Origin of the sequence: Puia sp. P3 (assembly GCF_050632245.1) — a bacterium.
In the GTDB taxonomy this organism is placed as follows: domain Bacteria; phylum Bacteroidota; class Bacteroidia; order Chitinophagales; family Chitinophagaceae; genus Puia.
Window position 1 is genome coordinate 1,427,770 of sequence record NZ_CP192583.1, and the last position, 20,261, is coordinate 1,448,030.

A 20,261-nucleotide genomic window follows, 5' to 3' on the forward strand; every position below is an offset into this window, starting at 1 on the left:
ACTGCAAATATATAACAGATGAAGAGATATATCGTTTTGACCGGAATGTTCCTGTTTTATTGTGCCGGCGGGCCTTTGCTGGCGCAGCGGCGGCCCAATATTATTTTTATTTTATCCGACGATCATGCCTATCAGGCGATCAGCGCCTATGGGAGCCGGCTGGCCGTGACGCCGAATATAGACCGGATCGCGAAGGAAGGTGTTCTTTTTACACGCGCGATGGTGACCAATTCGATTTGTGGTCCCAGCCGGGCCAGTCTGCTTACGGGGAAATACAGTCATAAAAACGGATACACGCTGAACGAGAAGAGATTTAATACCGATCAGCCTGTTTTTCCGGCGCTGATGGCGGAGCATGGTTATCAGACGGCGTGGATCGGGAAATGGCATCTGGGGAATCTACCGAAGGGTTTCGACTATTTCCGGATCCTAAACGGGCAGGGAGAATACTACAATCCGGATATCATTGGTCCAAAAGACACGACGCGGGTGAACGGATACGTGACCGATATCATCACGCAGATGACCGAAGACTGGCTGAACGCCCGGGATACAAGCAGGCCGTTTATGCTGATAATGGGGGAGAAGGCGACCCATCGGGAATGGCTGCCCGATCTTCAGGATCTGGGAGCTTTTGACAAGACGGATCTGCCGTTGCCTTCGACATTCGATGATCGCTATCAGGGCCGGCGGGCGGCGGCGGATCAGGATATGACAATCGCAAGGACGATGCGTCTGAAGGAGGACCTGAAGGTACACGCGGACTATGAGCATGGCGGGATCTACAACCGGTTCACCCCCTCACAGAAAAAGGCATTTTACGATTATTACGAGAACAGGATCAGCAGGGAGTTCGACGATCGTAAGGATACCGGCGAGGCGCTGGTGCGCTGGAAGTATCAGCGTTATATGAAAGACTATTTGTCGGTCGCGCGTTCTCTGGACCGGAATATCGGGAAGGTGCTGGATTTTTTGGACGAGAAGGGCTTGACGCGCAATACGGTGGTAGTTTATGCTTCGGACCAGGGGTTCTATCTGGGCGAGCATGGGTGGTTTGACAAGCGATGGATCTATGAGGAGTCTTTGCGAACGCCTTTCGCGGTGCGGTACCCGGGCGTGGCGGCTGCGGGGTCGCGGGTTTCGGCGATCACGCTGAACGTGGACTGGGCGCCTACTCTTTTGGATATGGCGGGGATAAAGGCGCCGGCGGATATGCAGGGAGTTTCGTTCTTGCCGCTGTTAAAGGGGGATGGTGCGGCTGCTTCGCGGTGGAGGAAGGCGATGTATTACCACTACTACGAGTACCCGCAGCCGCATCATGTCTATCCGCATTTTGGGATCAGGACAGAGAGGTGGGTGCTGGCGAGGTTCTACGGTCCGGCTGATTTCTGGGAATTGTATGATCTGGACAGTGACCCCAATGAGTTGAAGAATCTATATGGGTCTAAGGGATATGAGAGTGTGATTGCCGGGTTGAAGAGGCAGTTGCGGGATTTGATCGTCCAGTACGACGATCGGGAGGCGCTGGGCATGATGGACATGAAGTGATCAGACGGTAGTTTCCGCGCGATCAGACCGTGACCTTTTCGCATTGCTGCAGGAAGGACTCGTCTGCGTCGGCGCCGAGGCCGGGTGTATCGGGTATCTCCAGAAAATAGCCTCTGTACCGAACCCCGCCGGTGACGGGATCGGTCTTGTGTCCGAGCATGCAGGTGTCCATGTCGTGGAAGATGATGTTGTCGTGCGCCAGTGGCGAGCTGGGCGAAGGCGGTGAGGGCGACGCGGCTTTCCAGCATACCGCCCATCATACAGGGGATGCCGCGCTGTTCGCAGACGGCGTTGATGCGGGCAGCCTCGAGGATGCCGCCGGATTTTGCAAATTTGATGCGTTGACGTAGTCGCAGGCCCTGTCGGTGATGAGGCGGAGGGCGTCGTAGTGATGAAATACGCTTTCGTCGGCCATGATCTTAACGGGGACGGATGATCGCAGTTCGGGCAAGTGCGGGTCGTTGTAGGTGCGCATGGGCTGCTCGCAGAACTGGACGCCGAGATCGCCCATCTCTCCGAGGGCTTTTTGGCGGATTCAAAGTCCCAGCCCTGGTTGGCGTCGATGCGGAGGATGATGTCCGGCCTACGGCCTGGCGGATGAGTCGGACGCGCAGGATGTCTTCATCGGCGGTACGGCCCAGTTTGATCTTGATCATACGCACGCCGTCCTGTTTAAATTTTATCGCCTTTTGAGCCATGTTTTCCGGAGTGTCGATGCCGATGGTGAGGTCGGTTTCGATGTCCTTTTTCTTTCCCCCGAGGAATTTATAGAGTGGCTGGCCCGCGGCTTTTGCGGCCAGGTCGTGGAGGGCTATGTCGAATGCGCTTTTGATGGTAGCGTTGAAGGCGGTGAAGTCGTGGAGTTCCTGCATGCGCTGGCTGGTGGCCAGCGCGTCTTTGCCTTCCAGAGGGCAGCGAAGTCCTTTGCCATTTCGAAGCAGGTAGCCGTGGGTCTCGCCGACGATCATGGGGAAGGCCGAGCATTCTCCGACGCCGTAGTATCCGGCGTCGGTGTGGACGCGGATGAGGATGTTCTGGGCGTAGTGCATGGTGCCCGTGGCGATGGTGAAGGGGGTGCATCGGGATGCTGAACTTGTAGATATCGGTATGGGAGGATGGTCATGGTGGCCGCAAAGATAGGGGTTATGGGGTAGTGTCCGTGAATTGGCGGATAGTAGCAGGATATTAACCGGTGGTCCCAAATAGCGGGACGGAGCGGGATTTCCTTACCTTTGCCGCCAAAATCAAGGTCCGACAGATAATGAATACAGAGCCAGCCCCTGTCTCTTTCGAGAATACCGCCAATGCCTTCGAATACAAGTCTGACAAGGAATTAAAGAAAGCCGCCTTTTTGTTTTCCAGTATGGGTTATTCCTCGCTGGTTAAGCTGGGGACCCGGCTGACGCCCTGGATGATCCGGGCGGGGTTGCCGGTGAAGGGGCTGATAAGGGGGACGATCTTCTCACAGTTTGTGGGCGGTGAGACGCTGGAAGAGACGGCTGCGGTGGCGAAGAAGCTGGGGGGGTATCATGTCCAGGTGATCCTGGATTATGGGGTGGAAGGGGGTGATGAGGGGGAAGAGGGGTTTGATCATGCCAAAACCGAGTTTATCCGGGTTATCGAATATGCGGCTACGCAGCCGAATATACCGCTGATGAGCGTGAAAGTGACTGGCTTTGCTCGTTTTGGACTGCTGGAGAGGCTGGATGGGGCCATGAAGAGTGGGGGACGGGGAGCCTGATGAAGCGGTATACGCGGGCGCTGGCGGGGCTGACGGAGGCGGAAAGGGAAGAGTGGCAGCGGGTTAGTCAGCGGATGCAGCAGATCTGCCGGGCGGGCGCCGACAAGAATGTCGGGGTGCTGGTGGATGCAGAGGAGACCTGGATACAGGACCCGGTGGACGTGCTGACGATCCTGATGATGGAGCAGTTCAACAGGGGGCGGGTAGTGGTCTACAATACGATACAATTATATCGCTGGGACCGGCTTGCGTTTTTGAAAGACTCGCATGAGGCGGCGGAGCAGAGGGACTTCATTCTTGGGGCTAAGTTGGTTCGTGGAGCCTATATGGAAAAAGAGCGCAGGCGGGCGGAGGAGATGGGGTATGCGTCGCCCATACAGGCGGACAAGGAGGCCACCGACAGGGATTACAATCTGGGGGTGGAGTTTTGTGTCGCGAATCTGGAGCGGATCGCGCTGATCGTTGCGTCGCATAATGAGGAGAGTAATTTACTGGCTGTTGAGCTGATGCGGCACCGGGGGCTTTCGCTTTCGCATCCGCATCTTCATTTTTCGCAGCTTTATGGGATGAGCGATAATATTACGTTCAACCTGGCGAAGGCGGGTTGTGCGGTAAGCAAGTACCTGCCGTTCGGGCCGATCCGGGATGTGATCCCCTATCTGATGCGGCGGGCGCAGGAGAATGAGTAGCGTTTCGGGGCAGACGGGGAGGGAGTTGGGGTTGATAAAGAAGGAAATGAAGAGGAGGGGAATGTAAAAATTTGCCCCGGTTTTTGCGTAAATAACGAAATTTACAACAAATTTGCAGTCCCAAAGGGGAAGGGGTCCCGGGGATGAAGTGAAAGGATCGTTAGCTCAGTTGGTTAGAGTACTTCCTTGACATGGAAGGGGTCACCGGTTCGAATCCTGTACGATCCACGAATTTAAAGTTGAAGGCGCGTCATTCGATGCGCTTTTTTTTGCCTGAAATGGATTGGTTGACAGTTTGTTATGCGGGTTTTATCCGTTGTAGATCCTGGTTTGGCTGATATGGAATGTTTCGGGTATCCGTCTCTCTCCTCACTACCGGTGAATATATCCTCTTTAGAGCATATAAATGATAAAGTATGGCTTCGAATCTATTATGATAGATTAGCTTTCCGTTGACAAACTTCACTTTACCAGGGAGAGCCTTCCAAACAGATAAAATCGAAATGGGCCTGAATTTCTCCACTTTTTTGGGCATTTCTAACGATCAGTGTAAATGTTTCTATCTCTGTCTCCACGTCCCAAACGGAGTGTTCCTGATCGATCAAAAAGTGCTTAAAATTGAACTCGTCAAACCCCCAATACTTTGGGTCAGAAAATACCTTTCGGGAATCCTTACCGCGCTTGAATAAGGTATTCATCTTCTCATTATTTCTGAACACTGAAAAAAAGCCCAGTCGCCCAGGTGTCCCGACAACTCACGAAATCATAGGCATTCAAAAACCCTTCATCCATAAAACTACGAAGATCCCCCAGAATAATATCGATATCGCATTGCCCCCAAAAATCATATCCACTTGCATAGTGATTAAAAATTAAACCCAGCACCGGTTTGTAGTCACAAAGCTTGTAGGGGGTATCGATATTTACAGCATATCCGAGTTTCTCACTCACCAATGTTCTAATGTCATTCAGCGACTTTATTTCAACAGATACGTTGTCAGGAAGTTCCTCTTTGCAGGGAATATCAGTGAAAATAATGAAATCTACAGAGGGATTAAATTTACAGGAATGCAGGAAGTACTTGAAATACCAGGGAAATGTACCATAGTAACAGACGAAAATGACAATTCTGTGTTTAAAGTTACTCATTTCTCTTCGACTTAAAGTAAATGCGGGAGGGACTGATAAAATAGGTGTCGGGAATGGCTGACCGGATATTTCGTGGCTGATAAACTCTCTTCAGCCAATAGAGATGATAAAGAATGCCATTCGAAACGGTTTTTATAAATAATCCTCCCGTTTTCGAATCTTATTTTTCCCGGCAGCCCTTCCATAAGCATGAAGTCAAAATGGGCCCTGATCTCATGGTTGATCTGCGCTCTCCTGACTATGTGAGTGAAACTTTCAATTTCAGTCTCAAGATCAAATATGGACTTGCCGGCCGTTAGCTCATCCTGCACAAAATTGCATTCGTCAAAGCAAAAATGCCTATTTCCGGAAAAGACCTTCACATAGTCTTTGCTTCGCATAAAAAGGGTGTTGACCGTGTTATTGTTCCTATAAATTGCGAAACATCCGGTCGTATAGTCGTGTCTTAGGCTTATATAATCATATTTTGCAAGGAAATCCTTTGTGAGAAAGCCTCAGAATATTTCCATAGACAATGTCAATGTCACTTTGGCCCCAAAACTCATAGTCATCTATATATTCTGAAAAGATCTCACCATACGCCGGCTTGAAGTCGCACAGTTTGTATGGGAAATCCAAATTGACCTCAAATCCTAATTTGCGGCTGACCATTACCCGTAATTCACCCAATGACTTTCTGACTATTTTGACGTTCGCGGGTAAAGAGCCGTTATACCCGCAGTCTGAAAAATATTAAAAAATCAATCTTAAAATTGAATTTGCAGGAATGCAGAAAGAAATCGAAATACCACGGCAGGCTACCGAAGTAGCAAATAAAAATTATGATCTTAGATTGTGCTTTTCGTTTCACTAGTCAAATTTGCTTGTTAGACTACTTAAAAGTCTATCCAATAAGCGCCTTTTATTGGTAATAATGTCAATTCGAACTGTCAGACCTGTCCTGTATTGAATGGCTTTTTTATAGTCGGTAATCAAACCTTCAGGAAGTGTTAGCCTTGCCAGGTAGCCGCTATCCGTGGAAATGCTGCTTATAAAATCGATCTTTCCTTTTACCTTTCCAAATTCTTCGTGGGGATAGGCCGGGAACTTAACCCATGCCTGCTGACCGCTTTTCACTTTTACCGAAATTATTTTGCGATATAACTGCTTCTATATAATACCTCGAATTGGCCGGATTAATAAAAGCCAGTACCTGTTCTTGTTTTAACTGCTGATTTTCCTGGATAAATGAGGAAAAATTAACTTCGCCGTCGATGGGTGCACTGATGATGTATTTTCTTTTCCATTCTCCAATTTGACTCTTCAGGGTATTGGTGGCTTGAGTAAATATTTCTTTTTGCTGTAGTATTTGATTGTCAAGTTCAGCTATCTCCTTCAGTTTTTCGTTTTGCGCACTTTCGTTATTTATAACTGAAATTAAAATCTGTGGCAGCGACATCTTTTTGCCTATATGTTGGCTTTTTTCATTCCGATACTCCATTGCAGAGGTTACTTTTCCCTGATTGAGGATTTCCTGAGCGTCAAAAGTGGTATCCGACAGGGCAAGATCCTGCTTTGTTAATAGTTGCAGGTCCATTAAAGTTGAATGCATTTGTTTTAAATACCCCATATCAGTATTCAGCATCCTTCTCTTTTCCAGGTAAAATCCATTCCTGAGATAGTTCATAAAGCTGGTATATGCCTGAATAAAGATCTGATAGGGTGACTGAATCTCTCCCAGATGATTAAAGGAGGGCGCCGGCAGCAAATCGATCACCCGATGGGTAGTTTCACCTCTCAGTTGTGCGCCAAGACTGTCCAGGTAGTTTGAAAGAATTATTACCTCTTCCGGATCGGCGACGCTCTCCATGTAGCCGACAATCTGATCTTTATGGACAGTTTCCGCTTCTCTTACGAATAATCTCATCAGTTTGCCAGTATTATGAACTACCAGTTCCTTTGGTGCATTGATCGAATTCAGGTGCCCTTTAGCTTCAACAATATCAGAGTATCTCATGAACCAGGTTAGCGCCAGTAGAAAAAGCAGGACAAGAAAAAGGAAACCGATGCCCCACCGGACGATCAGGGGAAGGCTTTTCCGAGACGATCTCATCCATTTCGGTCACGTTCCCGAAAGCGGTTTGCGTGGGAGAAGCGTTGTTAATTGCCTTGTTGACGGGATGGCTCAGCTGTTTCGTTACTTCAGTTTCCAAGTTCCAGTTGATTTTTTACGAGATTGTAGTATTTCCCTTTTTTTAGGGTCAGTTCCGTGTGATTCCCTTCTTCAGCGATCACTCCGTTTTCGAGTACAATGATCTTGTCGGCTTCTTTTACCGTGCTGAGCCGATGTGCTACTACTACTACTGTTTTCCCGTGAAAGAACGCCTGCAGGTTCTCGAGTATCACTTTTTCATTGTTGGCATCCAGGGAGTTGGTCGCTTCATCGAAGAAGATGATCTTCGGATTCTTATATACAGCCCGGGCAATGGTAATTCTTTGCCTTTGGCCGCCGCTGACGCCCGTGCCTTCGGCTCCGAGCTGGGTATAAAAACCCAATGGCAGTGATTCTATAAAGTCTAGAATATTTGCTGTCCGGCAGGCTTCAATAAGTCGTTCTTCGTCGATCGCATCATCGGTAACCGTAATATTTTTCCTAATGTCGGCATTGAAAATAAAACTGTCCTGCATCACAGCGCCGCATACGCCTCGCCAGAATTTGGGGCTTACCGTCTTTAAATTGGAATCACCCGAGGAAAATTTCACCCTGGTACGTCTCGTAAAAGCGTAGCAGCAATTTAATTAAAGTTGTTTTGCCGCTTCCGCTGGTTCCTACGATAGCCGTTACTTTCCCCTGAGGTATCGACAGGTTAATATTTTTCAGTACGGGTTCATTGCCCGCGCCTGCGTAGGTAAAAGACAAATTCCTGACCCTGATGCCATGTCTTTCAGGCAGGTATTTTTTGAATTGCCTGTCTGAGGGTTCTTCATCGTCCAGCGAATGGATATCGTTTAGCCGTTCCAGAGATATTTTTGCATCCTGCGCGCGTTGCGTAAATCCAATAATTTGCTCGGATTGGGCTATTCAACTGTCCGATAATATACTGGATCGCCAGCATCATGCCCATCGTCAGAGATCCGTCTACAACCAGTTGGGCGACACAAAAGTAATTAGGATATTTTTTCCCTGGTTGAAGAAGAAAGCTCCGACTTGCTGAAGTTGGTCGAGAGTCAGGCTTTTAAAGCTCAGTTTAAACAGACTCGCCTTTAGGCTTTCCCCATGCCCACCGATAGGTGTTTTCCGCGTTGTTGAGTTTTATCTCCTGCATTCCATAAACTAACTGCATCGTCGCATTATTCTCTCTTGCTGCGACTGAGAATCTTTGATAGTCCAGCTTGCGCCGATACTTTAGGAAGAAGAAGATCCACAATACGTATAAAACGCTTCCGACAGCGAAGATGCCGAATATGCCAACGCTATATTGAAGTAGCACTAGCGAAAATACAACGATGCTGAATACAGAAAAGAGTGTATTTACTACAGCCCCTGTCAGGAAGGTTTCGATCCTTTGCTGATCGTTTAATCGTTGAATGATGTCCCCGGGGTGTTTGCTGTCAAAAAAGGTCAACGGCAATTTTAACATCTTAGACCAGAAGCTTGAAAGCAAACCAATATTGATTCTGGTGCTGATATGCAATAGTAGACGGTTTCGAATAAATTCGACCAGGGTTTGTGAGAAAAGTAGCATAAGCTGAGCTGCCAGAATGACCTGTATAAAGCTTCATATCCCTGCTATCGATACCGGTATCCACGATACTTTGAGTCAGGTAAGGAAAAAAACCCGCAGTACTCCGGCTATCAGGAACCCCAAAATTATTTGAAACAGGTATCGCCGGTGCTGTTTTACATATGCGAATAGATGCTCCCATCCTATCTTTTTGTTGGGGCTGTCATTCCTCCCTTCATAGTCCAATTCTTTAAAAGTAGGCGTGGGTTCTAACAAAAGAATAGTACCCTTCATCAATCCGTTGTCGTTTGTCGAAAGCCAGTTTTGGAGGAATTGTTCCCTGTCAAGCGTGATCAATCCTTTAGCGGGATCGGCGATCGTCAATTTATTTTTGTGGAGTCCGGTGTCAGGACTACAAAATGATATTGTTTCCAGTGAATGATCCCGGGTAGTTTTGCGTCCTCTATCAACTGGTCGAATGTAAGTTTGGCGCCTACGGTCCTCAGCCCGATGCTTTCGGCGGCGTCGGCGAGGCCGAGCATCGATACCCCATTTTTTGCATATTGTGATTTGTGCCTGAGATGGTCCAGCGAGACCACTCTTCCATGATACTTAGCGACCATGCGAAGACAGGCAGGACCACAATCCATCGCATCAAGTTGTCTATAGACGGGGAATTTCAATTTTTAGAATTTCTCATTCAATTATATTCTGTGAGTGCGGTTATCGAGCCGGTAGGTAATTTAAAAATAGTTGGCCAGACCCGTCCGATTTTCGCTCTTGAAAAAGTCAATAAGCAGTATCCTTTAGCCGAATTATTTTTTTTATTAGGAAGAAAAATTTACATTAGTTAACATTAAACCTAATCCATGTTTACCACCCGTGATATCAGATTGCTTCGCATTACCAGGCAAATGAAACAGGAAACGATTGCGAAAAAAATGAATATTAGTAAGCAGCGATATTCGAAACTTGAAAACCACGGCAATCTACGTCCGGAAAGAGTGGAGGAGATATTGATGGTGCTGGGATATACAAGTGGAGAGTGCGAAGAGATATTTGGATTCTATTCCACCTCAGTAAGTCTTTTCTAAGTTCCTGTACAGTTGCAGCCTGGACTCAAATGCGGCTAAACTGCCTGCTGGTGCATGATTTCCAGTCTTCAAGGCTTCGATGGCTTTTTCTTCGGCAGCTATCGCCTTCGATGTGTCGTGTGCGCGCCAATACCAGTCCGCTATAATATGATACGTGTTGGGAAGGTCAATGGTCTTCGGTGAGTCGTCGATCCTGGCCTGATAAAGCTTCGGCGCCCAATTCATAAATCCGGGGCGGTAGCCTCAGTGTTTCGAGAATACGACTTGACATTGTTGAATATGATATAATAAGGAGGAGTGCGATAAGTCGACGTCACCATGAAAACTTTGCCATACTCGTAGGCTTTTTGCGGGTCCGTTTTGAGCAGCAAATTAAAAGTACAGGCGGCAACGTTCGGCGCATATTTAAGATCGGGTTCATTTTCAACTATTTCGTTAACTCTTCTTAACAGGAATGAATCCGATTTCTCAGGAGCGCGCTTTTCGAGATCGGCTTTATAATATCGCAATTCATCACCTGCTGAATCATCCAGTGCTTCCCATCGCTTGTTCAATTTCCGATCGACCGATGCTTTTTCAATGTTCAGGCTATCGTTCAATAGTCCAGGCAAGACTTTATCAAGGGAGTTAGGGTGCCCGATCCAGGCCACCCTTCCCTCCTGATTTACGACAAAAGAGACGGGTATGCCGGCCTCCCCCGAAGCATTCAACCAGGTGGTCGTCATAAAAGTGCTGTCTTCTGCCGCTACTGAGTAATTCATCGCGCTTCCCATGCTGTCTACAAATGCCCTTAGGGAATTCATCGCAGGCGTTTTCTCCATCACATCGACCCCAATAACGGTGACCGCCCTCTTGTATTTAGCTGCTACCTGGGAGAGATGAGGCATCGCCGCAATGCAAGGTCCACACCAGGTGGCCCAGAACTCCACTATGTAGACTCTGTCTCGTTCGAAGCCATGGATTGGTGTACCCTTTAGCCATGCACGCATCCGAAGGGGCGGCGCGGCATCACCGATGTTGAGGGGACGCAGTTGCGTCTCCTGTCCATTTGTGGCTATCGCCAATAGACAGAATACCAGCATCAGCGAATATATTGACCGCATACGGCAGACCTTTAGTGTTATTCAAATTTAAGAAAATTATCGTCGGATCGGGATAAAGGTATCGACTTATTGATTTTTTCAACTCATCGTAATTTGGTAATGAATGAGGACAAATTTAGATTTGGCTAGTACCTGTTCCGCATTCATCGATTTATAAGTCTGAATTATGCTTTTAGAATATAATCCCACTGTTCGAGCGGTAATCAACTATCTGCGATTGTTAGGCGTAAAAGTGAACTATGCGACTGTAGACGAAACCTTGCAAAGTCATCCGAATTGGCCCAGCCTGCTTTGTATCAGCGACAGCTTATCGAAGTGGCGCATACCCAATGCCGCGGGTCGTATTGATAAAGAGGAAATCAACCAATTATCGGTCCCCTTTCTGGCGCCCGTTCGTGACCTGGACAGCCCATTTGCCATAGTAAAGGATGTTACGGAGACCGAAGTAGTGTATTTCCCGAAGGGATACGAAAGATACATCGTGGAGAGAAAAGAGGAGTTCTTTAAGATCTGGGAAGGGTTTTATTTATTGGCCGAACCCAATGAAAGCTCCGGTGAAGACGAGGGAGAATTCCGTAAGGTCAGAAAGCATGGCCGCATCAGAGCCCTGATCCAGGGTTCATTATTGGTGCTATTGCTATTTGCATCATTTCATATTTTCCGGACCAGGATCGATAGAATTGGCCCGATTTCGCTTTCGAGCGTATATATTCAATTTTTCATTTTCCTGACGGGAGTTGTTGTTACTCTATTGTTACTATGGTACGAAGCTGGACGATAATAACCCTCTTTTTGCAAAAGGTGTGTACGGGATTGGCCAGGACGAATTGCCGGGCTGTACTCAACAGTGCCGGATCCAGACTATTCAACTGGATTAGCTGGAGTGAGGTTGGTTTTATTTATTTCAGTGGTAGTTTTCTTTTGCTTTTATTCTCATCCGGTTCCCTGAGCGGCGCCATGGTACTATTGGGGTGGTTGAGCATCCTGGCCTTACCCTATCCGGTGTTCTCTGTCTGGTACCAATGGAGAGTGGCGAAACAATGGTGCCTGCTTTGTCTCAGTGTGCAGTTCCTGCTGGTCATTGCAGCGCTGAATGCGATGGGCGCAGGTCTGTTTCGTGCTCAGTTCGATCATCCTTTTGAACTATTGGTCAGTGCCGCCGTCTGTTTTCTGTTACCTGCCCTGATCTGGGAATTCGGCAAGCCCTTTCTATTTAAAATGCAAAGGGCGAAGAACATACACAGGAACTATCTGCGGTTGAAATTTAGCGATGAGATATTTGACACTTTGCTAAAGAAACAAATGGCATTGACGATACCTGCGGACGGGTTGGGTATCGATATGGGAAATTCGGGAGCTGCCAATACATTAATAAAAATATGTAACCCGTATTGCGGCCCTTGTTCAAAGGCACACCAGCAGATCGAGGAGTTACTTGAACAACACGACAATCTGCGGGTCAAAATAATATTTACCGCTTTAAATGACGACAGCGACAAGGGCGCGATCCCTGCGAGGCATTTAATGGCTTTGGCTGGAATGGGCGACAGGAGGTTGACCAAACAGGCGCTGGATGACTGGTATCTGGCGGAAAAGAAGGACTACACCCTTTTTGCAGCCAAATACCCGCTAAATGGCGAGCTGGCAAAACAAGGCGTCTACCTTGAGGCGATGTCGTCCTGGTGTAAGGAAATGAAGGTAGCCCAGACTCCAACCATCTTTTATAACGGATACCGGCTACCGAGTGCTTTTAACATTGATGATATAAAATATTTTCTTTGGGAATGAGTCCGGTGGTCCTGCGCCGATGTTACCGCATCGACATTCCTGCGGCGGATCGGAAAGGGAGAATGTCGTTGTAACCATTGTTTACTTTAAAAATAGAAAAAATGAAAAAGACAACGAAGATCAGTCTTGCGGCTATTCAGGGGAAATTAAGCCGCGCCGAAATGAAGAAAATTATGGCGGGCAGCGAAGCCGGCTGTGACGCCTGGTGCAATTGCACCCAGTGTTTATTTTCAGATAACACGATCGGTTCATGCAGGGCGTCTTCCAGCGGGTCATGCTACTGCGCGACGGGCACCTGTTAGCCTGCCTGTTGTTATCCGCAAGGCTGGAGTCGACTTACCAGGTCGGCTGCGGCCTTGTTCTATTTGTGGGCGGCGAGGCCGTACCGGATGGCCGATTCGAGGGTATCGAGGTGGATGTCTTTGAGGGTTTTGAATTTGATGCAGTAGCCGGTGACGCTGGCTTTGCCGAGTTGTTTGCCGAAGGTGGCGGACAGGTAGGTTTTGTCGGCGAGGCCGAGGATGTAGACGGAGATGCCGGTGGTGTTGGCGCTCAGGCCGATGATGAAGGATTCTTTGGTTGAGCCATCGGCATATTTTATGGTGTAGGAACCGTGGCCGATATTGGGGTTACTGACAATTTTGCCGTCGCTGTTTTTGCCGTCGAAAAACCAGAGTTTGCCTGTTGGTGTGATGTGCAATGTGAGTTGGTGGAGGGTTTGCAGGTCGGTGCGTTTTGGTTCGGGCTGGCTGGCGATATATTCTTCGATCTGTTGTTGTACGGTCATACCGGTATGGATGGTTAGAATTGAAAATAGATAAAAGAGCTGCTGCTCTCCTGGCTGAGGATCAGGAGGATGAGCATTAGCGACCAGGACAGGCCGGTGACCCACCAGGGGAGGCGACGGATGAGGTCCAGGATGGTGGTGTTGCGCATCAGCCAGTGGGCGACGAGCATCGCGGCGACGATCACGGCTACCTTGATGATGGCGATGGTGGTGAGCAGCGGGGTAGCTTCATGGACCATCCCGAACATAGACTGGAGCACGTTGCCGGCGCCGGTGAAGGTGGGGCTCCGGAAGAAGACCCACGTAATATTGATGAGAAGGAATGTCAATAGCGCATAGGCCCATCTGTTAGACGCCGGCAGGCCGATGCCTGCTTTTACCGGTTCGGCCATGGCGGGAATGGGATTTCCTTCGCGGGAGAGGCGCGAGTCTTTTCTGTCGGTGAAGAGTCGTTCTCCCCAGAGGTAGAGACCGTGGAGCCCGCCCCAGGCGACGAAGGTCCAGTTGGCGCCGTGCCAGAGGCCGCCGAGCAGCATGGTGATCATCAGGTTCATATAGGTCCTGAGGCGGCCTTTGCGGTTACCGCCGAGTGGAATGTATAAGTAGTCGCGGAGCCAGGCCGAAAGGGTGATATGCCATCGCCGCCAGAAATCAGTAAAACCGATAGCCGCATAGGGGAAACGGAAGTTGAGGGGCAGGATGAAGCCAAGGCAGAGGGCTGCTCCGATGGCGCAGGTGGAGTAACCGGCAAAGTCGAAGAAGATCTGCCCTGAAAATGCCAGCACGCCCGTCCATGCGTCGAGGGCTCCCAGCTTTCCCTGTGAACCGAATATCGTATCCGCGGAGCCGGCGAGCATGCTGTCGGCGAGCACTACTTTCATGAACAGTCCAAGGGACAAAAGGAAGAGTCCTTCCATCAGCTGTTGTTTGGTAGCCTTGCGTGGGCTTTCGAACTGGGGCACCGAGCTGCGGGGGCCGTACGATCGGGCCGGCGACAAGGTGGGGGAAGAAGGTCACGAACAGGGAGAAGTCCAGGAGAGATCGCACGGGCTCGCTTTTCTGTTTAAACATATCGACGGTGTAGCAGAGCGTCGTGAACGTATAGAAGGATATGCCTGCCGGCAGAATGATATTTGGTTTTGCCGGATGGAAGTTGACGCCGACGAGATTGAGGACGGCGACGAAATTGTCCAGCAGAAAGGTCCCGTATTTGAAGAAACAGAGCATCCCGAGGTTGCCGATGAGGCTGACTACGAGCAGGAGGCGTTTCTTATGAATATTCGTTTGTGTATACAGTGCGCGACCCACAAAGAAATCGACCACGGTAGACAGCCATAGCAGAAAAATAAAAGGAGGATTCCAGGCGGCGTAGAAAAGATAGCTGGCCAGCAGCAAATTGATCTTTTTTTGCCGCCAGCTGAACGGAAGGTTGTGCAGGATGACCACGATGATGAAGAAGACGACAAATGTATAGGAGTTGAAGACCATGGCAGGGGTGTTAGTGGGTGAAAGATGGGGGAAGCTCGGTGATCAGGGCCTTTGTGTAGGTGATGGCATCCTGAGGACTGAGGTGGGACCATTCGGGACAGGTGAAATGACTGGTCTCCGGGTAGTCGGTGAAAAAGATGCCCTTGCAGTTGGTGGCTGCGAGCAAGTGGGTCCCAAAATCTGTCCCTTGTAAAGACGTGTTGCTCGGCTCCTCCCATCACGCCGCTTGAAGGGGTCCGAATGAAGACGACCTCACCGCCGCGGGATTGAATCTTGCCGACCGCTTCTTTGACCTTTGCCAGCATCGGGGGAACAGGGTTCTCTTTTGGCGGGGGCGCATTCTTTCCCATCTCCATGACAAATAACCAGACATTTTGTACACGGTGCTGAAGGCTGGTGTCGGCGAGGAACCTCGGGGGTCATTTTGCTTCTCCGGTCGAAGTCCGAGCAGTTGAAGTCGTCTGGGAATGTTGGAAATACAAATACTCCTGGCCTGTTGGGGATATTGAGCCTATCCAGTCCGGCGTTGAGCGAGTATTTGTCCTGGTCGAGGAAGACGAACCAGGACTCGAGGGCGTGATTGAGCACGAAGCTGGCTTTTTGCGCGGGTGTTCTTTTTTTGTAACAGTCAAGATATGCGGTGGGTTTTTCCAGGCTCATATGCTCGCTGGAAAAGAAGATCGGTTCTGTCACGTCGACGACCAGCCTGCCGCGAAAGTTGGGATCGTTGCCGAGGTCGGTGAGTATGGGTACCGGGGAGCTGCCTTCTGCTGCGAGCTGTACGGCGTGTCTTCCCGTGGTCTGCTGCCATGTGTCGATGTCGAGGTCGAATTTGATGCGGGAAGAACCGATGAATACGGTTGTTTTGTCGGCCGGCTCGTAGACCATAGCCCGCTTGTCCGCCCATAGCTCTTTGCTGTTGTCGTAGGAAATGGTCACGCCTCTGCTGCGCAGATAGAGCTCCCAGCTGCCGATGGTCAGAACCACGAGCACCAGGGCGAGGATGGCTGCTTTCCGGAGATTGTTTGCAGGCATGCTTTTGTTTTGGATTGAATAAAGGGGTTACAAAATCGGTTGTTTTGTGGTGGTGTGAGGCGCTATGGATAAGAGGAAAGGCGGAAGGGCGGAATTCCGGCAAGATAGTTTTTTTATTGGAACGGGCCAATTCCCGAAACTGGGTATTTGTTTTTTGGTGGAAGCGGTGGGAAGGATGACGGGGCGGGGTTATTCGGTACGAAGGTTTTTGATGGGGTCGGCGAGGGCCGCGCGGATAGTTTGCAGGCCGACGGTGAGCAAGGCGATGCTCATGGTCAGCAGACCGGCCAGCGCGAAGATCCACCAGGATAGGTCGATCCTGTAGGCGAAGCCGGCCAGCCAGTGGTGCATGCCGTAGGCTGCGAGGGGCGCTCCGATGGCAAATGCGATCCCCACCAGTACTACGAACTCTCTGGCGAGGAGGCCGATGATGCCGGAGACGGAGGCTCCCAGCAGCTTGCGGATACCGACTTCTTTTGTGCGTCGCAGGGTACTGAAAATGGTGAGGCCGAAAAGGCCGAGACAGGAGAGGGAGATAGCGAGGGCGGAGAAACAGATGAAGAGTCTGCCAAAATGTTGTTCGGTGCTGTACTGGGCGTTGTATGTTTCGTCGGCGAAGAACCAGGTAAGGGGGAGGCCGGGCGCCAGTTGCTGCCATTTGTTGCCGAGGGCGCCGAGCATGCTCTCTGTCGGCGGGGTATTGATATCTAGGGTGAGAAAGGTGTATGAGCCGCTGAGCATCCGGATGGTGAGCGGCTGGACCTTTTCGCGGAAGGAGTGAAAGTGGAAGTCGCGGATGACGCCGGTGATGAGTCCTTTTCCGGAGGCCTGTTCAAACGGTCGACCGATGGCGTCTTTTGCGCTATTGTAGCCGAGGCTTTGGGCGGCGGCTTCGTTGATGAGCATGGCGCCCGTCGAGTCGGGGCTTTGGCTGCCGGAGAAGCCTCTGCCGGCGACGAGGCCGATATGGTACTGTTGTAAAAATCCGGTGTCGACGAAATAGACGTCGGACTGAAAGTCCTGCATTTCTCCCCAGCTGTTTTGTATACGGGTATCTATCTTATTGTTCCTTTTGCCCGGGACGCCCGAGGAGATGCAGACGTTGTCCACGCCGGGGATGCTTTTCAGCAGGGTGGTGACCTGGCCGAGATGGCCTGCGATCCGCGGATCGAACTGGAAGTCGATGACGAGCTGGTGGGCGTTGCGGAACCCGAGCTGCCGGGTTTGCATAAAGGTCAGTTGCCGGTACACGACAATGGTGGCAATGATGAGGACGATGGACAGTGTAAACTGTGTAACGACAAGCGTCCTGCGCAAGAGGGCGCCTTTCAGACTGGTTGCAAACCGGCCTTTCAGGGTGGTCAGCGGATCGTAGGCGGAGAGGACGAAGGCTGGGTACAGTCCGGATAACAGGCCAGTCAGGAGGGCGATCAGGGGAGGAGGATGAAGGTTGAGGCGTGTTCGAAAAGGCTCGTGACGATAGTCTTGCCGACCAACTGGTCGAATACCGGGACCAGCAGGGATATGGCCAGTAGCGCGAGGAGGAAGGCGATGGCGGTCAGCGTCAGTGCGTCGAGCAGGAACTGGATGATGAGCTGGCGCCGGGACGCCCCAAGAACCTTTCTGAGGCCGACCTCTTTTGCGCGATAGGTCGAGACGGCGGTGGTCATGTTGATAAAGTTGAAGCAGGCTATGAAGAGAACGAAGACGGCCAGTAGCGAGAAGATATAGATATTCCGGATGCTGCCGGTGACTTCAGAGCCGGCGCGTCTGCCCCTTGGCTTGCCGTGCAGGTAGACGCTGCTCAGTGGTTCGAGGGAGAGTGCATATTTCCGGATGGACTGGTCGTAGTGACGGGTCACGAAGCCGGGCAGCTTTGAAGTGAGGTGAGCCGCGGCTGCCGGTGTGGGCAGCACGAGGTAGGTATAGAAGCCGGAGCGCATCCAGTTGGTTTCCGTCCCGGGATTCCAGACCTGGGTGAGGGTATGGAGAGACACGAGGATGTCGACGCGGAAATGGGAGTTAAAGGGCATGTCTTTCATGACGCCGGTGATATAGGCTGTGTCCTTTCCGTTGATCAGCAGCGTGTGACCTAACGGATTTATATGGCCGAAGTATTTTTCCGCCGCCGACTGCGACAGGATGATCCGGAACGGGTCGTTGAGTGCGGTATGTGTATCGCCGCTGACCATCGGGAGGGTGAACACGGAGAAGAGGGAAGAGTCGGCGTAGGCGATGTTCTCTTCGTAGTAGACGCCGCGGTCGTTCTGTACGATGATATAGTCGAGGAGGAAGCGGGTGGCGGCACTGGACTTCGGGGAATTCGTTCTTTAGGGTGGGTCCGAGGGGGCGCAGGCGCTCTGGTAGTCGATGCCGGATGGGGTCCTGACGTCGGTGACGACCCGATAGATATGGTCCCGTTGTTTGTTGTAGTTGTCGTAGCCGGATTCGAAGGCGACGTACCGGAGGGCGAAGAAGCAGACGGAGATACCGGTGACGAGGCCGAGGATATTGATGGCGGTGAAGACCTTGTGGGTGCGGAGATAGCGGAAGGCCGTCGTGAAGTAGTGGGGTAGCATGTTGGTTGTTGTGCGGCGTTAGGAAATCGTTAACAAATGTCGAATAAACGTTTGCAGGCAAGGGCTTGTCAAAAGGGATCGAAATATCCGTTGTAAATTATGAAAAAATTCATTGCTTTTTGTTTGATCGTATCCTGTGTTGTGATCGTATCCTGTAGTAAAAGTTCGTCGGGTCCCGATCAGGGGCATGGGTCAAATTCGTTGTTCCCGCTGGCTTTAGGAGATCAGTGGGACTATGTGGATTCATCGTTTTCCGATACCGGTCTGGCGGAGATCGGCCATGATACGATGACGGTGAACAGCCAGCGGCTGCAGGACAATTTTGGGACTACCTATGTCGGGATCACCAATCCGGGGGATGGTTTCAGGGGAGCTATATACAGGTGGATCCTTCCAATTCGATCGTCTATGAGGTGGACAGTCCTGCGTATTCACCGTATACGTTCTTTCAGGCGGTAGGGCAGGATGGGCCGATAGGGACAGGGGCCGACTATTCCAATCCGGGTTGTCCGATACAGTCCATCCAGTACGGTTATGCAGCGCCGGTATCGGTGGCGGGGTATTCCTGTCTGAAGAATGCGGAAGTGGTGACGGACTGCAATAGCGTGATCAGGGAGGAAATATTCTCTTATCTCAGTCCCGGGGTTGGGGTGGTACGGATAGAGGACTATGTTTCGGATACGGCCAACGGTAACAAGTTGTATCAGGACTATTCGCAGACGCTCACGAATAAGGTATTGCACTAGGATTGGAAAGTGGATGATCTATCCATATCGGTGATTTTCAGTGATCTATAAATAATTGATTAGGCCGGATTTAACAGCATGCCGAAAATAAGAGCACGATTTTTGCGTTAGATTGGGAAAACGAATCCGTTATGAGAAAATATGCTTTTTGGGTGGCAGCGGGCTTTATGGTGCTGGTGATGGCCTGTAGTAAGAACAAGTCGAGGCCCGGCGGGCAGACGGGACAGCTGGTCGGAAATTATAGTTTTCAATATCTGACTACAACTATCAACGCAAGCGAGTCGGTCACCTATTTGGGGCAGACGGCTTCTGTGGTGCTTATCGGCGGTTATAAGACGAAGCAGAATACCGGGACCGTAGTGTTTACGGCAGACTCTGCAATCGGGAATGGAATCGGTTATTCCTACGACAGTACCGCGATGGCTATAAAGACTATACCGGGGGCGCCCAAAGACACGACTTATCAGCAGCTCTCGGATACGGTGTCTGCAACTTCTTCTTCGTCCCAGTATACCATCATCGGTACGGACTCTATCTATTTCCCCGGCGGGGTGATCGGAGCGGGGTCTGCACTGGCTGGTTCGCCGATCCCCGTTGCCCCTCCGACCGGCGGTCATTTTTCCTTTGTGGGTGACACGCTGGTCATCACCACGGTGATCAATACCACTTACCCGGATAATTCGCTGGGTGTGCCTGCGACTGTGAATGCAAATGTGAATGCTACAATTAAACTTTTTGAAGCAGTAAAAAGTCTGCATAAAGAATTTTCGTATATTGAAACAGCGTAGACGATCTCTGCGCTGTTTTGCA

Annotated in this window: 32 protein-coding genes, 1 tRNA gene and 4 pseudogenes; 13 read left to right on the plus strand and 24 right to left on the minus strand. The window is 50.3% G+C overall.

Annotation, left to right across the window (positions count from 1 at the left end):
* Positions 1-18 precede the first annotated feature (18 nt).
* Positions 19-1,548 carry a sulfatase family protein gene (locus ACQ86N_RS08370; RefSeq protein ID WP_431214762.1) on the plus strand — a complete coding sequence of 510 codons (1,530 nt, stop codon included), beginning with the start codon at positions 19-21 and terminating at the stop codon, positions 1,546-1,548.
* Positions 1,549-1,570: 22 nt separating this feature from the next.
* Here ACQ86N_RS08370 and ACQ86N_RS08375 read toward each other — a convergent pair whose 3' ends face one another.
* The 4 genes and pseudogenes from ACQ86N_RS08375 to ACQ86N_RS08390 all read right to left on the minus strand — a co-directional run bounded on the left by ACQ86N_RS08375 (position 1,571) and on the right by ACQ86N_RS08390 (position 2,750).
* Positions 1,571-1,720: a hypothetical protein gene (locus ACQ86N_RS08375; RefSeq protein WP_431214763.1), complete on the minus strand. Its 150-nt coding sequence runs from the start codon at positions 1,718-1,720 to the stop codon at positions 1,571-1,573.
* Positions 1,721-1,760: 40 nt separating this feature from the next.
* A pseudogene (locus ACQ86N_RS08380) lies at positions 1,761-1,844 on the minus strand (hypothetical protein); the annotation flags it as partial.
* Positions 1,805-2,059, minus strand: a complete 255-nt coding sequence (locus ACQ86N_RS08385; RefSeq protein ID WP_431214764.1) for an enolase C-terminal domain-like protein — start codon at positions 2,057-2,059, stop codon at positions 1,805-1,807. The pseudogene ACQ86N_RS08380 and the gene ACQ86N_RS08385, both read right to left, overlap by 40 nt.
* The gene (locus ACQ86N_RS08390; RefSeq protein WP_431214765.1) at positions 1,968-2,750 is read right to left on the minus strand and encodes a hypothetical protein; all 783 of its coding nucleotides are present in this window, start codon (positions 2,748-2,750) and stop codon (positions 1,968-1,970) included. Before ACQ86N_RS08390 ends, ACQ86N_RS08385 begins: the two co-directional genes overlap by 92 nt.
* Positions 2,751-2,809: 59 nt before the next feature.
* On the opposite strand from ACQ86N_RS08390, the gene ACQ86N_RS08395 reads away from it, so the two are divergent.
* From ACQ86N_RS08395 to ACQ86N_RS08405, 3 genes are all read left to right on the plus strand, one after another.
* Positions 2,810-3,289 (plus strand): hypothetical protein, encoded by a 480-nt coding sequence (locus ACQ86N_RS08395; RefSeq protein WP_431214766.1) that lies wholly within the window; start codon positions 2,810-2,812, stop codon positions 3,287-3,289.
* The gene (locus ACQ86N_RS08400) at positions 3,289-3,978 is read left to right on the plus strand and encodes a proline dehydrogenase family protein (RefSeq protein WP_431214767.1); all 690 of its coding nucleotides are present in this window, start codon (positions 3,289-3,291) and stop codon (positions 3,976-3,978) included. Before ACQ86N_RS08395 ends, ACQ86N_RS08400 begins: the two co-directional genes overlap by 1 nt.
* Before the next feature lie 154 nt (positions 3,979-4,132).
* A tRNA-Val gene (locus tag ACQ86N_RS08405) sits at positions 4,133-4,206 on the plus strand.
* Between the two features lie 239 nt (positions 4,207-4,445).
* Here ACQ86N_RS08405 and ACQ86N_RS08410 read toward each other — a convergent pair.
* The 12 genes and pseudogenes from ACQ86N_RS08410 to ACQ86N_RS08465 form a co-directional block, all read right to left on the minus strand.
* The gene (locus tag ACQ86N_RS08410) at positions 4,446-4,676 is read right to left on the minus strand and encodes a hypothetical protein (protein ID WP_431214768.1); all 231 of its coding nucleotides are present in this window, start codon (positions 4,674-4,676) and stop codon (positions 4,446-4,448) included.
* A gap of 7 nt (positions 4,677-4,683) precedes the next feature.
* Positions 4,684-5,127 carry a DUF6625 family protein gene (locus ACQ86N_RS08415; protein ID WP_431214769.1) on the minus strand — a complete coding sequence of 148 codons (444 nt, stop codon included), beginning with the start codon at positions 5,125-5,127 and terminating at the stop codon, positions 4,684-4,686.
* A gap of 11 nt (positions 5,128-5,138) precedes the next feature.
* Positions 5,139-5,606, minus strand: a pseudogene (locus tag ACQ86N_RS08420) (DUF6625 family protein); the annotation flags it as partial.
* A pseudogene (locus tag ACQ86N_RS08425) lies at positions 5,587-5,841 on the minus strand (DUF6625 family protein); the annotation flags it as partial. The pseudogenes ACQ86N_RS08420 and ACQ86N_RS08425, both read right to left, overlap by 20 nt.
* A complete protein-coding gene (locus ACQ86N_RS08430) occupies positions 5,837-5,977 on the minus strand; it encodes a DUF6625 family protein (protein WP_431214770.1) in 141 nt (46 codons plus the stop codon). The pseudogene ACQ86N_RS08425 and the gene ACQ86N_RS08430, both read right to left, overlap by 5 nt.
* Complete coding sequence (locus ACQ86N_RS08435) at positions 5,977-6,243, minus strand: hypothetical protein (protein ID WP_431214771.1); 267 nt, start codon at positions 6,241-6,243, stop codon at positions 5,977-5,979. The genes ACQ86N_RS08430 and ACQ86N_RS08435 overlap by 1 nt, the downstream gene beginning before the upstream one ends.
* Positions 6,215-7,123, minus strand: coding sequence for a hypothetical protein (locus ACQ86N_RS08440; RefSeq protein WP_431214772.1), 909 nt, complete (start codon positions 7,121-7,123; stop codon positions 6,215-6,217). Before ACQ86N_RS08440 ends, ACQ86N_RS08435 begins: the two co-directional genes overlap by 29 nt.
* A 185-nt stretch (positions 7,124-7,308) precedes the next feature.
* The gene (locus ACQ86N_RS08445; RefSeq protein ID WP_431217322.1) at positions 7,309-7,794 is read right to left on the minus strand and encodes an ATP-binding cassette domain-containing protein; all 486 of its coding nucleotides are present in this window, start codon (positions 7,792-7,794) and stop codon (positions 7,309-7,311) included.
* Positions 7,795-7,849: 55 nt separating this feature from the next.
* The gene (locus ACQ86N_RS08450; protein WP_431214773.1) at positions 7,850-8,026 is read right to left on the minus strand and encodes an ATP-binding cassette domain-containing protein; all 177 of its coding nucleotides are present in this window, start codon (positions 8,024-8,026) and stop codon (positions 7,850-7,852) included.
* Between the two features lie 328 nt (positions 8,027-8,354).
* Positions 8,355-8,879, minus strand: a complete 525-nt coding sequence (locus ACQ86N_RS08455; protein ID WP_431217323.1) for an ABC transporter transmembrane domain-containing protein — start codon at positions 8,877-8,879, stop codon at positions 8,355-8,357.
* A 48-nt stretch (positions 8,880-8,927) separates the two neighbouring features.
* Positions 8,928-9,215, minus strand: a complete 288-nt coding sequence (locus tag ACQ86N_RS08460) for a hypothetical protein (protein WP_431214774.1) — start codon at positions 9,213-9,215, stop codon at positions 8,928-8,930.
* The gene (locus ACQ86N_RS08465) at positions 9,212-9,514 is read right to left on the minus strand and encodes a cysteine peptidase family C39 domain-containing protein (RefSeq protein ID WP_431214775.1); all 303 of its coding nucleotides are present in this window, start codon (positions 9,512-9,514) and stop codon (positions 9,212-9,214) included. Before ACQ86N_RS08465 ends, ACQ86N_RS08460 begins: the two co-directional genes overlap by 4 nt.
* A gap of 186 nt (positions 9,515-9,700) precedes the next feature.
* Here ACQ86N_RS08465 and ACQ86N_RS08470 point away from each other — a divergent pair, with 186 nt between their 5' ends.
* Positions 9,701-9,925, plus strand: coding sequence for a helix-turn-helix domain-containing protein (locus ACQ86N_RS08470; RefSeq protein WP_431214776.1), 225 nt, complete (start codon positions 9,701-9,703; stop codon positions 9,923-9,925).
* A gap of 221 nt (positions 9,926-10,146) precedes the next feature.
* Here ACQ86N_RS08470 and ACQ86N_RS08475 read toward each other — a convergent pair whose 3' ends face one another.
* On the minus strand, positions 10,147-11,007 hold the full coding sequence (locus ACQ86N_RS08475) for a TlpA family protein disulfide reductase (RefSeq protein ID WP_431214777.1): 861 nt from the start codon (positions 11,005-11,007) through the stop codon (positions 10,147-10,149).
* Between the two features lie 238 nt (positions 11,008-11,245).
* Here ACQ86N_RS08475 and ACQ86N_RS08480 point away from each other — a divergent pair, with 238 nt between their 5' ends.
* The 4 genes and pseudogenes from ACQ86N_RS08480 (at position 11,246) to ACQ86N_RS08495 (ending at position 13,118) form a co-directional block, all read left to right on the plus strand.
* Positions 11,246-11,809, plus strand: coding sequence for a hypothetical protein (locus tag ACQ86N_RS08480; protein ID WP_431214778.1), 564 nt, complete (start codon positions 11,246-11,248; stop codon positions 11,807-11,809).
* Positions 11,788-12,054: pseudogene (locus tag ACQ86N_RS08485) on the plus strand (hypothetical protein); the annotation flags it as partial. The gene ACQ86N_RS08480 and the pseudogene ACQ86N_RS08485, both read left to right, overlap by 22 nt.
* A gap of 36 nt (positions 12,055-12,090) precedes the next feature.
* Positions 12,091-12,816 (plus strand): DsbA family protein, encoded by a 726-nt coding sequence (locus ACQ86N_RS08490; protein ID WP_431217324.1) that lies wholly within the window; start codon positions 12,091-12,093, stop codon positions 12,814-12,816.
* Positions 12,817-12,917: 101 nt separating this feature from the next.
* Positions 12,918-13,118, plus strand: a complete 201-nt coding sequence (locus tag ACQ86N_RS08495) for a hypothetical protein (RefSeq protein WP_431214779.1) — start codon at positions 12,918-12,920, stop codon at positions 13,116-13,118.
* Positions 13,119-13,177: 59 nt separating this feature from the next.
* Here the strand turns inward: ACQ86N_RS08495 and ACQ86N_RS08500 are convergent, their stop codons facing one another.
* A complete protein-coding gene (locus ACQ86N_RS08500) occupies positions 13,178-13,603 on the minus strand; it encodes a DUF1801 domain-containing protein (RefSeq protein WP_431214780.1) in 426 nt (141 codons plus the stop codon).
* Positions 13,604-13,617: 14 nt separating this feature from the next.
* Entirely contained in the window at positions 13,618-14,520 is a 903-nt protein-coding gene (locus ACQ86N_RS08505; RefSeq protein ID WP_431214781.1) for an MBOAT family O-acyltransferase, read from the minus strand.
* Positions 14,521-14,530: 10 nt separating this feature from the next.
* Between ACQ86N_RS08505 and ACQ86N_RS08510 the strand changes: the two genes are divergently transcribed.
* A complete protein-coding gene (locus ACQ86N_RS08510; protein WP_431214782.1) occupies positions 14,531-14,941 on the plus strand; it encodes a hypothetical protein in 411 nt (136 codons plus the stop codon).
* A gap of 160 nt (positions 14,942-15,101) precedes the next feature.
* On the opposite strand, the gene ACQ86N_RS08515 is transcribed toward ACQ86N_RS08510, so the two are convergent.
* From ACQ86N_RS08515 to ACQ86N_RS08535, 5 genes are all read right to left on the minus strand, one after another.
* Entirely contained in the window at positions 15,102-15,257 is a 156-nt protein-coding gene (locus ACQ86N_RS08515; RefSeq protein ID WP_431214783.1) for a hypothetical protein, read from the minus strand.
* Between the two features lie 86 nt (positions 15,258-15,343).
* The gene (locus ACQ86N_RS08520) at positions 15,344-16,126 is read right to left on the minus strand and encodes a hypothetical protein (RefSeq protein ID WP_431214784.1); all 783 of its coding nucleotides are present in this window, start codon (positions 16,124-16,126) and stop codon (positions 15,344-15,346) included.
* 189 nt (positions 16,127-16,315) lie between these two features.
* Positions 16,316-17,443, minus strand: a complete 1,128-nt coding sequence (locus tag ACQ86N_RS08525) for an ABC transporter permease (RefSeq protein WP_431214785.1) — start codon at positions 17,441-17,443, stop codon at positions 16,316-16,318.
* Positions 17,444-17,556: 113 nt separating this feature from the next.
* Positions 17,557-18,405, minus strand: a complete 849-nt coding sequence (locus tag ACQ86N_RS08530; RefSeq protein WP_431217325.1) for an ABC transporter permease — start codon at positions 18,403-18,405, stop codon at positions 17,557-17,559.
* 51 nt (positions 18,406-18,456) lie between these two features.
* Positions 18,457-18,705 (minus strand): hypothetical protein, encoded by a 249-nt coding sequence (locus tag ACQ86N_RS08535; protein ID WP_431214786.1) that lies wholly within the window; start codon positions 18,703-18,705, stop codon positions 18,457-18,459.
* A gap of 99 nt (positions 18,706-18,804) precedes the next feature.
* On the opposite strand from ACQ86N_RS08535, the gene ACQ86N_RS08540 reads away from it, so the two are divergent.
* The 3 genes from ACQ86N_RS08540 to ACQ86N_RS08550 all read left to right on the plus strand — a co-directional run bounded on the left by ACQ86N_RS08540 (position 18,805) and on the right by ACQ86N_RS08550 (position 20,239).
* Entirely contained in the window at positions 18,805-19,164 is a 360-nt protein-coding gene (locus ACQ86N_RS08540) for a hypothetical protein (protein ID WP_431214787.1), read from the plus strand.
* A complete protein-coding gene (locus ACQ86N_RS08545) occupies positions 19,089-19,451 on the plus strand; it encodes a hypothetical protein (protein WP_431214788.1) in 363 nt (120 codons plus the stop codon). The genes ACQ86N_RS08540 and ACQ86N_RS08545 overlap by 76 nt, the downstream gene beginning before the upstream one ends.
* A 131-nt stretch (positions 19,452-19,582) precedes the next feature.
* Positions 19,583-20,239 carry a hypothetical protein gene (locus tag ACQ86N_RS08550; RefSeq protein WP_431214789.1) on the plus strand — a complete coding sequence of 219 codons (657 nt, stop codon included), beginning with the start codon at positions 19,583-19,585 and terminating at the stop codon, positions 20,237-20,239.
* Positions 20,240-20,261 lie beyond the last annotated feature (22 nt).

Bases quoted from the DNA above. Each gene is read 5' to 3' on its own strand.
- ACQ86N_RS08535 (WP_431214786.1), bottom strand. From the start codon at position 18,705: ATGCTACCCCACTACTTCACGACGGCCTTCCGCTATCTCCGCACCCAC.
- ACQ86N_RS08400 (WP_431214767.1), top strand. From the start codon at position 3,289: ATGAAGCGGTATACGCGGGCGCTGGCGGGGCTGACGGAGGCGGAAAGG.
- ACQ86N_RS08415 (WP_431214769.1), bottom strand. From the start codon at position 5,127: ATGAGTAACTTTAAACACAGAATTGTCATTTTCGTCTGTTACTATGGT.
- ACQ86N_RS08385 (WP_431214764.1), bottom strand. From the start codon at position 2,059: ATGGGCGATCTCGGCGTCCAGTTCTGCGAGCAGCCCATGCGCACCTAC.
- ACQ86N_RS08470 (WP_431214776.1), top strand. From the start codon at position 9,701: ATGTTTACCACCCGTGATATCAGATTGCTTCGCATTACCAGGCAAATG.
- ACQ86N_RS08370 (WP_431214762.1), top strand. From the start codon at position 19: ATGAAGAGATATATCGTTTTGACCGGAATGTTCCTGTTTTATTGTGCC.
- ACQ86N_RS08505 (WP_431214781.1), bottom strand. From the start codon at position 14,520: ATGGAAGGACTCTTCCTTTTGTCCCTTGGACTGTTCATGAAAGTAGTG.
- ACQ86N_RS08500 (WP_431214780.1), bottom strand. From the start codon at position 13,603: ATGACCGTACAACAACAGATCGAAGAATATATCGCCAGCCAGCCCGAA.
- ACQ86N_RS08550 (WP_431214789.1), top strand. From the start codon at position 19,583: ATGAGAAAATATGCTTTTTGGGTGGCAGCGGGCTTTATGGTGCTGGTG.
- ACQ86N_RS08475 (WP_431214777.1), bottom strand. From the start codon at position 11,007: ATGCTGGTATTCTGTCTATTGGCGATAGCCACAAATGGACAGGAGACG.
- ACQ86N_RS08410 (WP_431214768.1), bottom strand. From the start codon at position 4,676: ATGAATACCTTATTCAAGCGCGGTAAGGATTCCCGAAAGGTATTTTCT.
- ACQ86N_RS08520 (WP_431214784.1), bottom strand. From the start codon at position 16,126: ATGCCTGCAAACAATCTCCGGAAAGCAGCCATCCTCGCCCTGGTGCTC.
- ACQ86N_RS08375 (WP_431214763.1), bottom strand. From the start codon at position 1,720: ATGGACACCTGCATGCTCGGACACAAGACCGATCCCGTCACCGGCGGG.
- ACQ86N_RS08495 (WP_431214779.1), top strand. From the start codon at position 12,918: ATGAAAAAGACAACGAAGATCAGTCTTGCGGCTATTCAGGGGAAATTA.
- ACQ86N_RS08540 (WP_431214787.1), top strand. From the start codon at position 18,805: ATGAAAAAATTCATTGCTTTTTGTTTGATCGTATCCTGTGTTGTGATC.
- ACQ86N_RS08440 (WP_431214772.1), bottom strand. From the start codon at position 7,123: ATGAGATACTCTGATATTGTTGAAGCTAAAGGGCACCTGAATTCGATC.
- ACQ86N_RS08395 (WP_431214766.1), top strand. From the start codon at position 2,810: ATGAATACAGAGCCAGCCCCTGTCTCTTTCGAGAATACCGCCAATGCC.
- ACQ86N_RS08445 (WP_431217322.1), bottom strand. From the start codon at position 7,794: ATGCAGGACAGTTTTATTTTCAATGCCGACATTAGGAAAAATATTACG.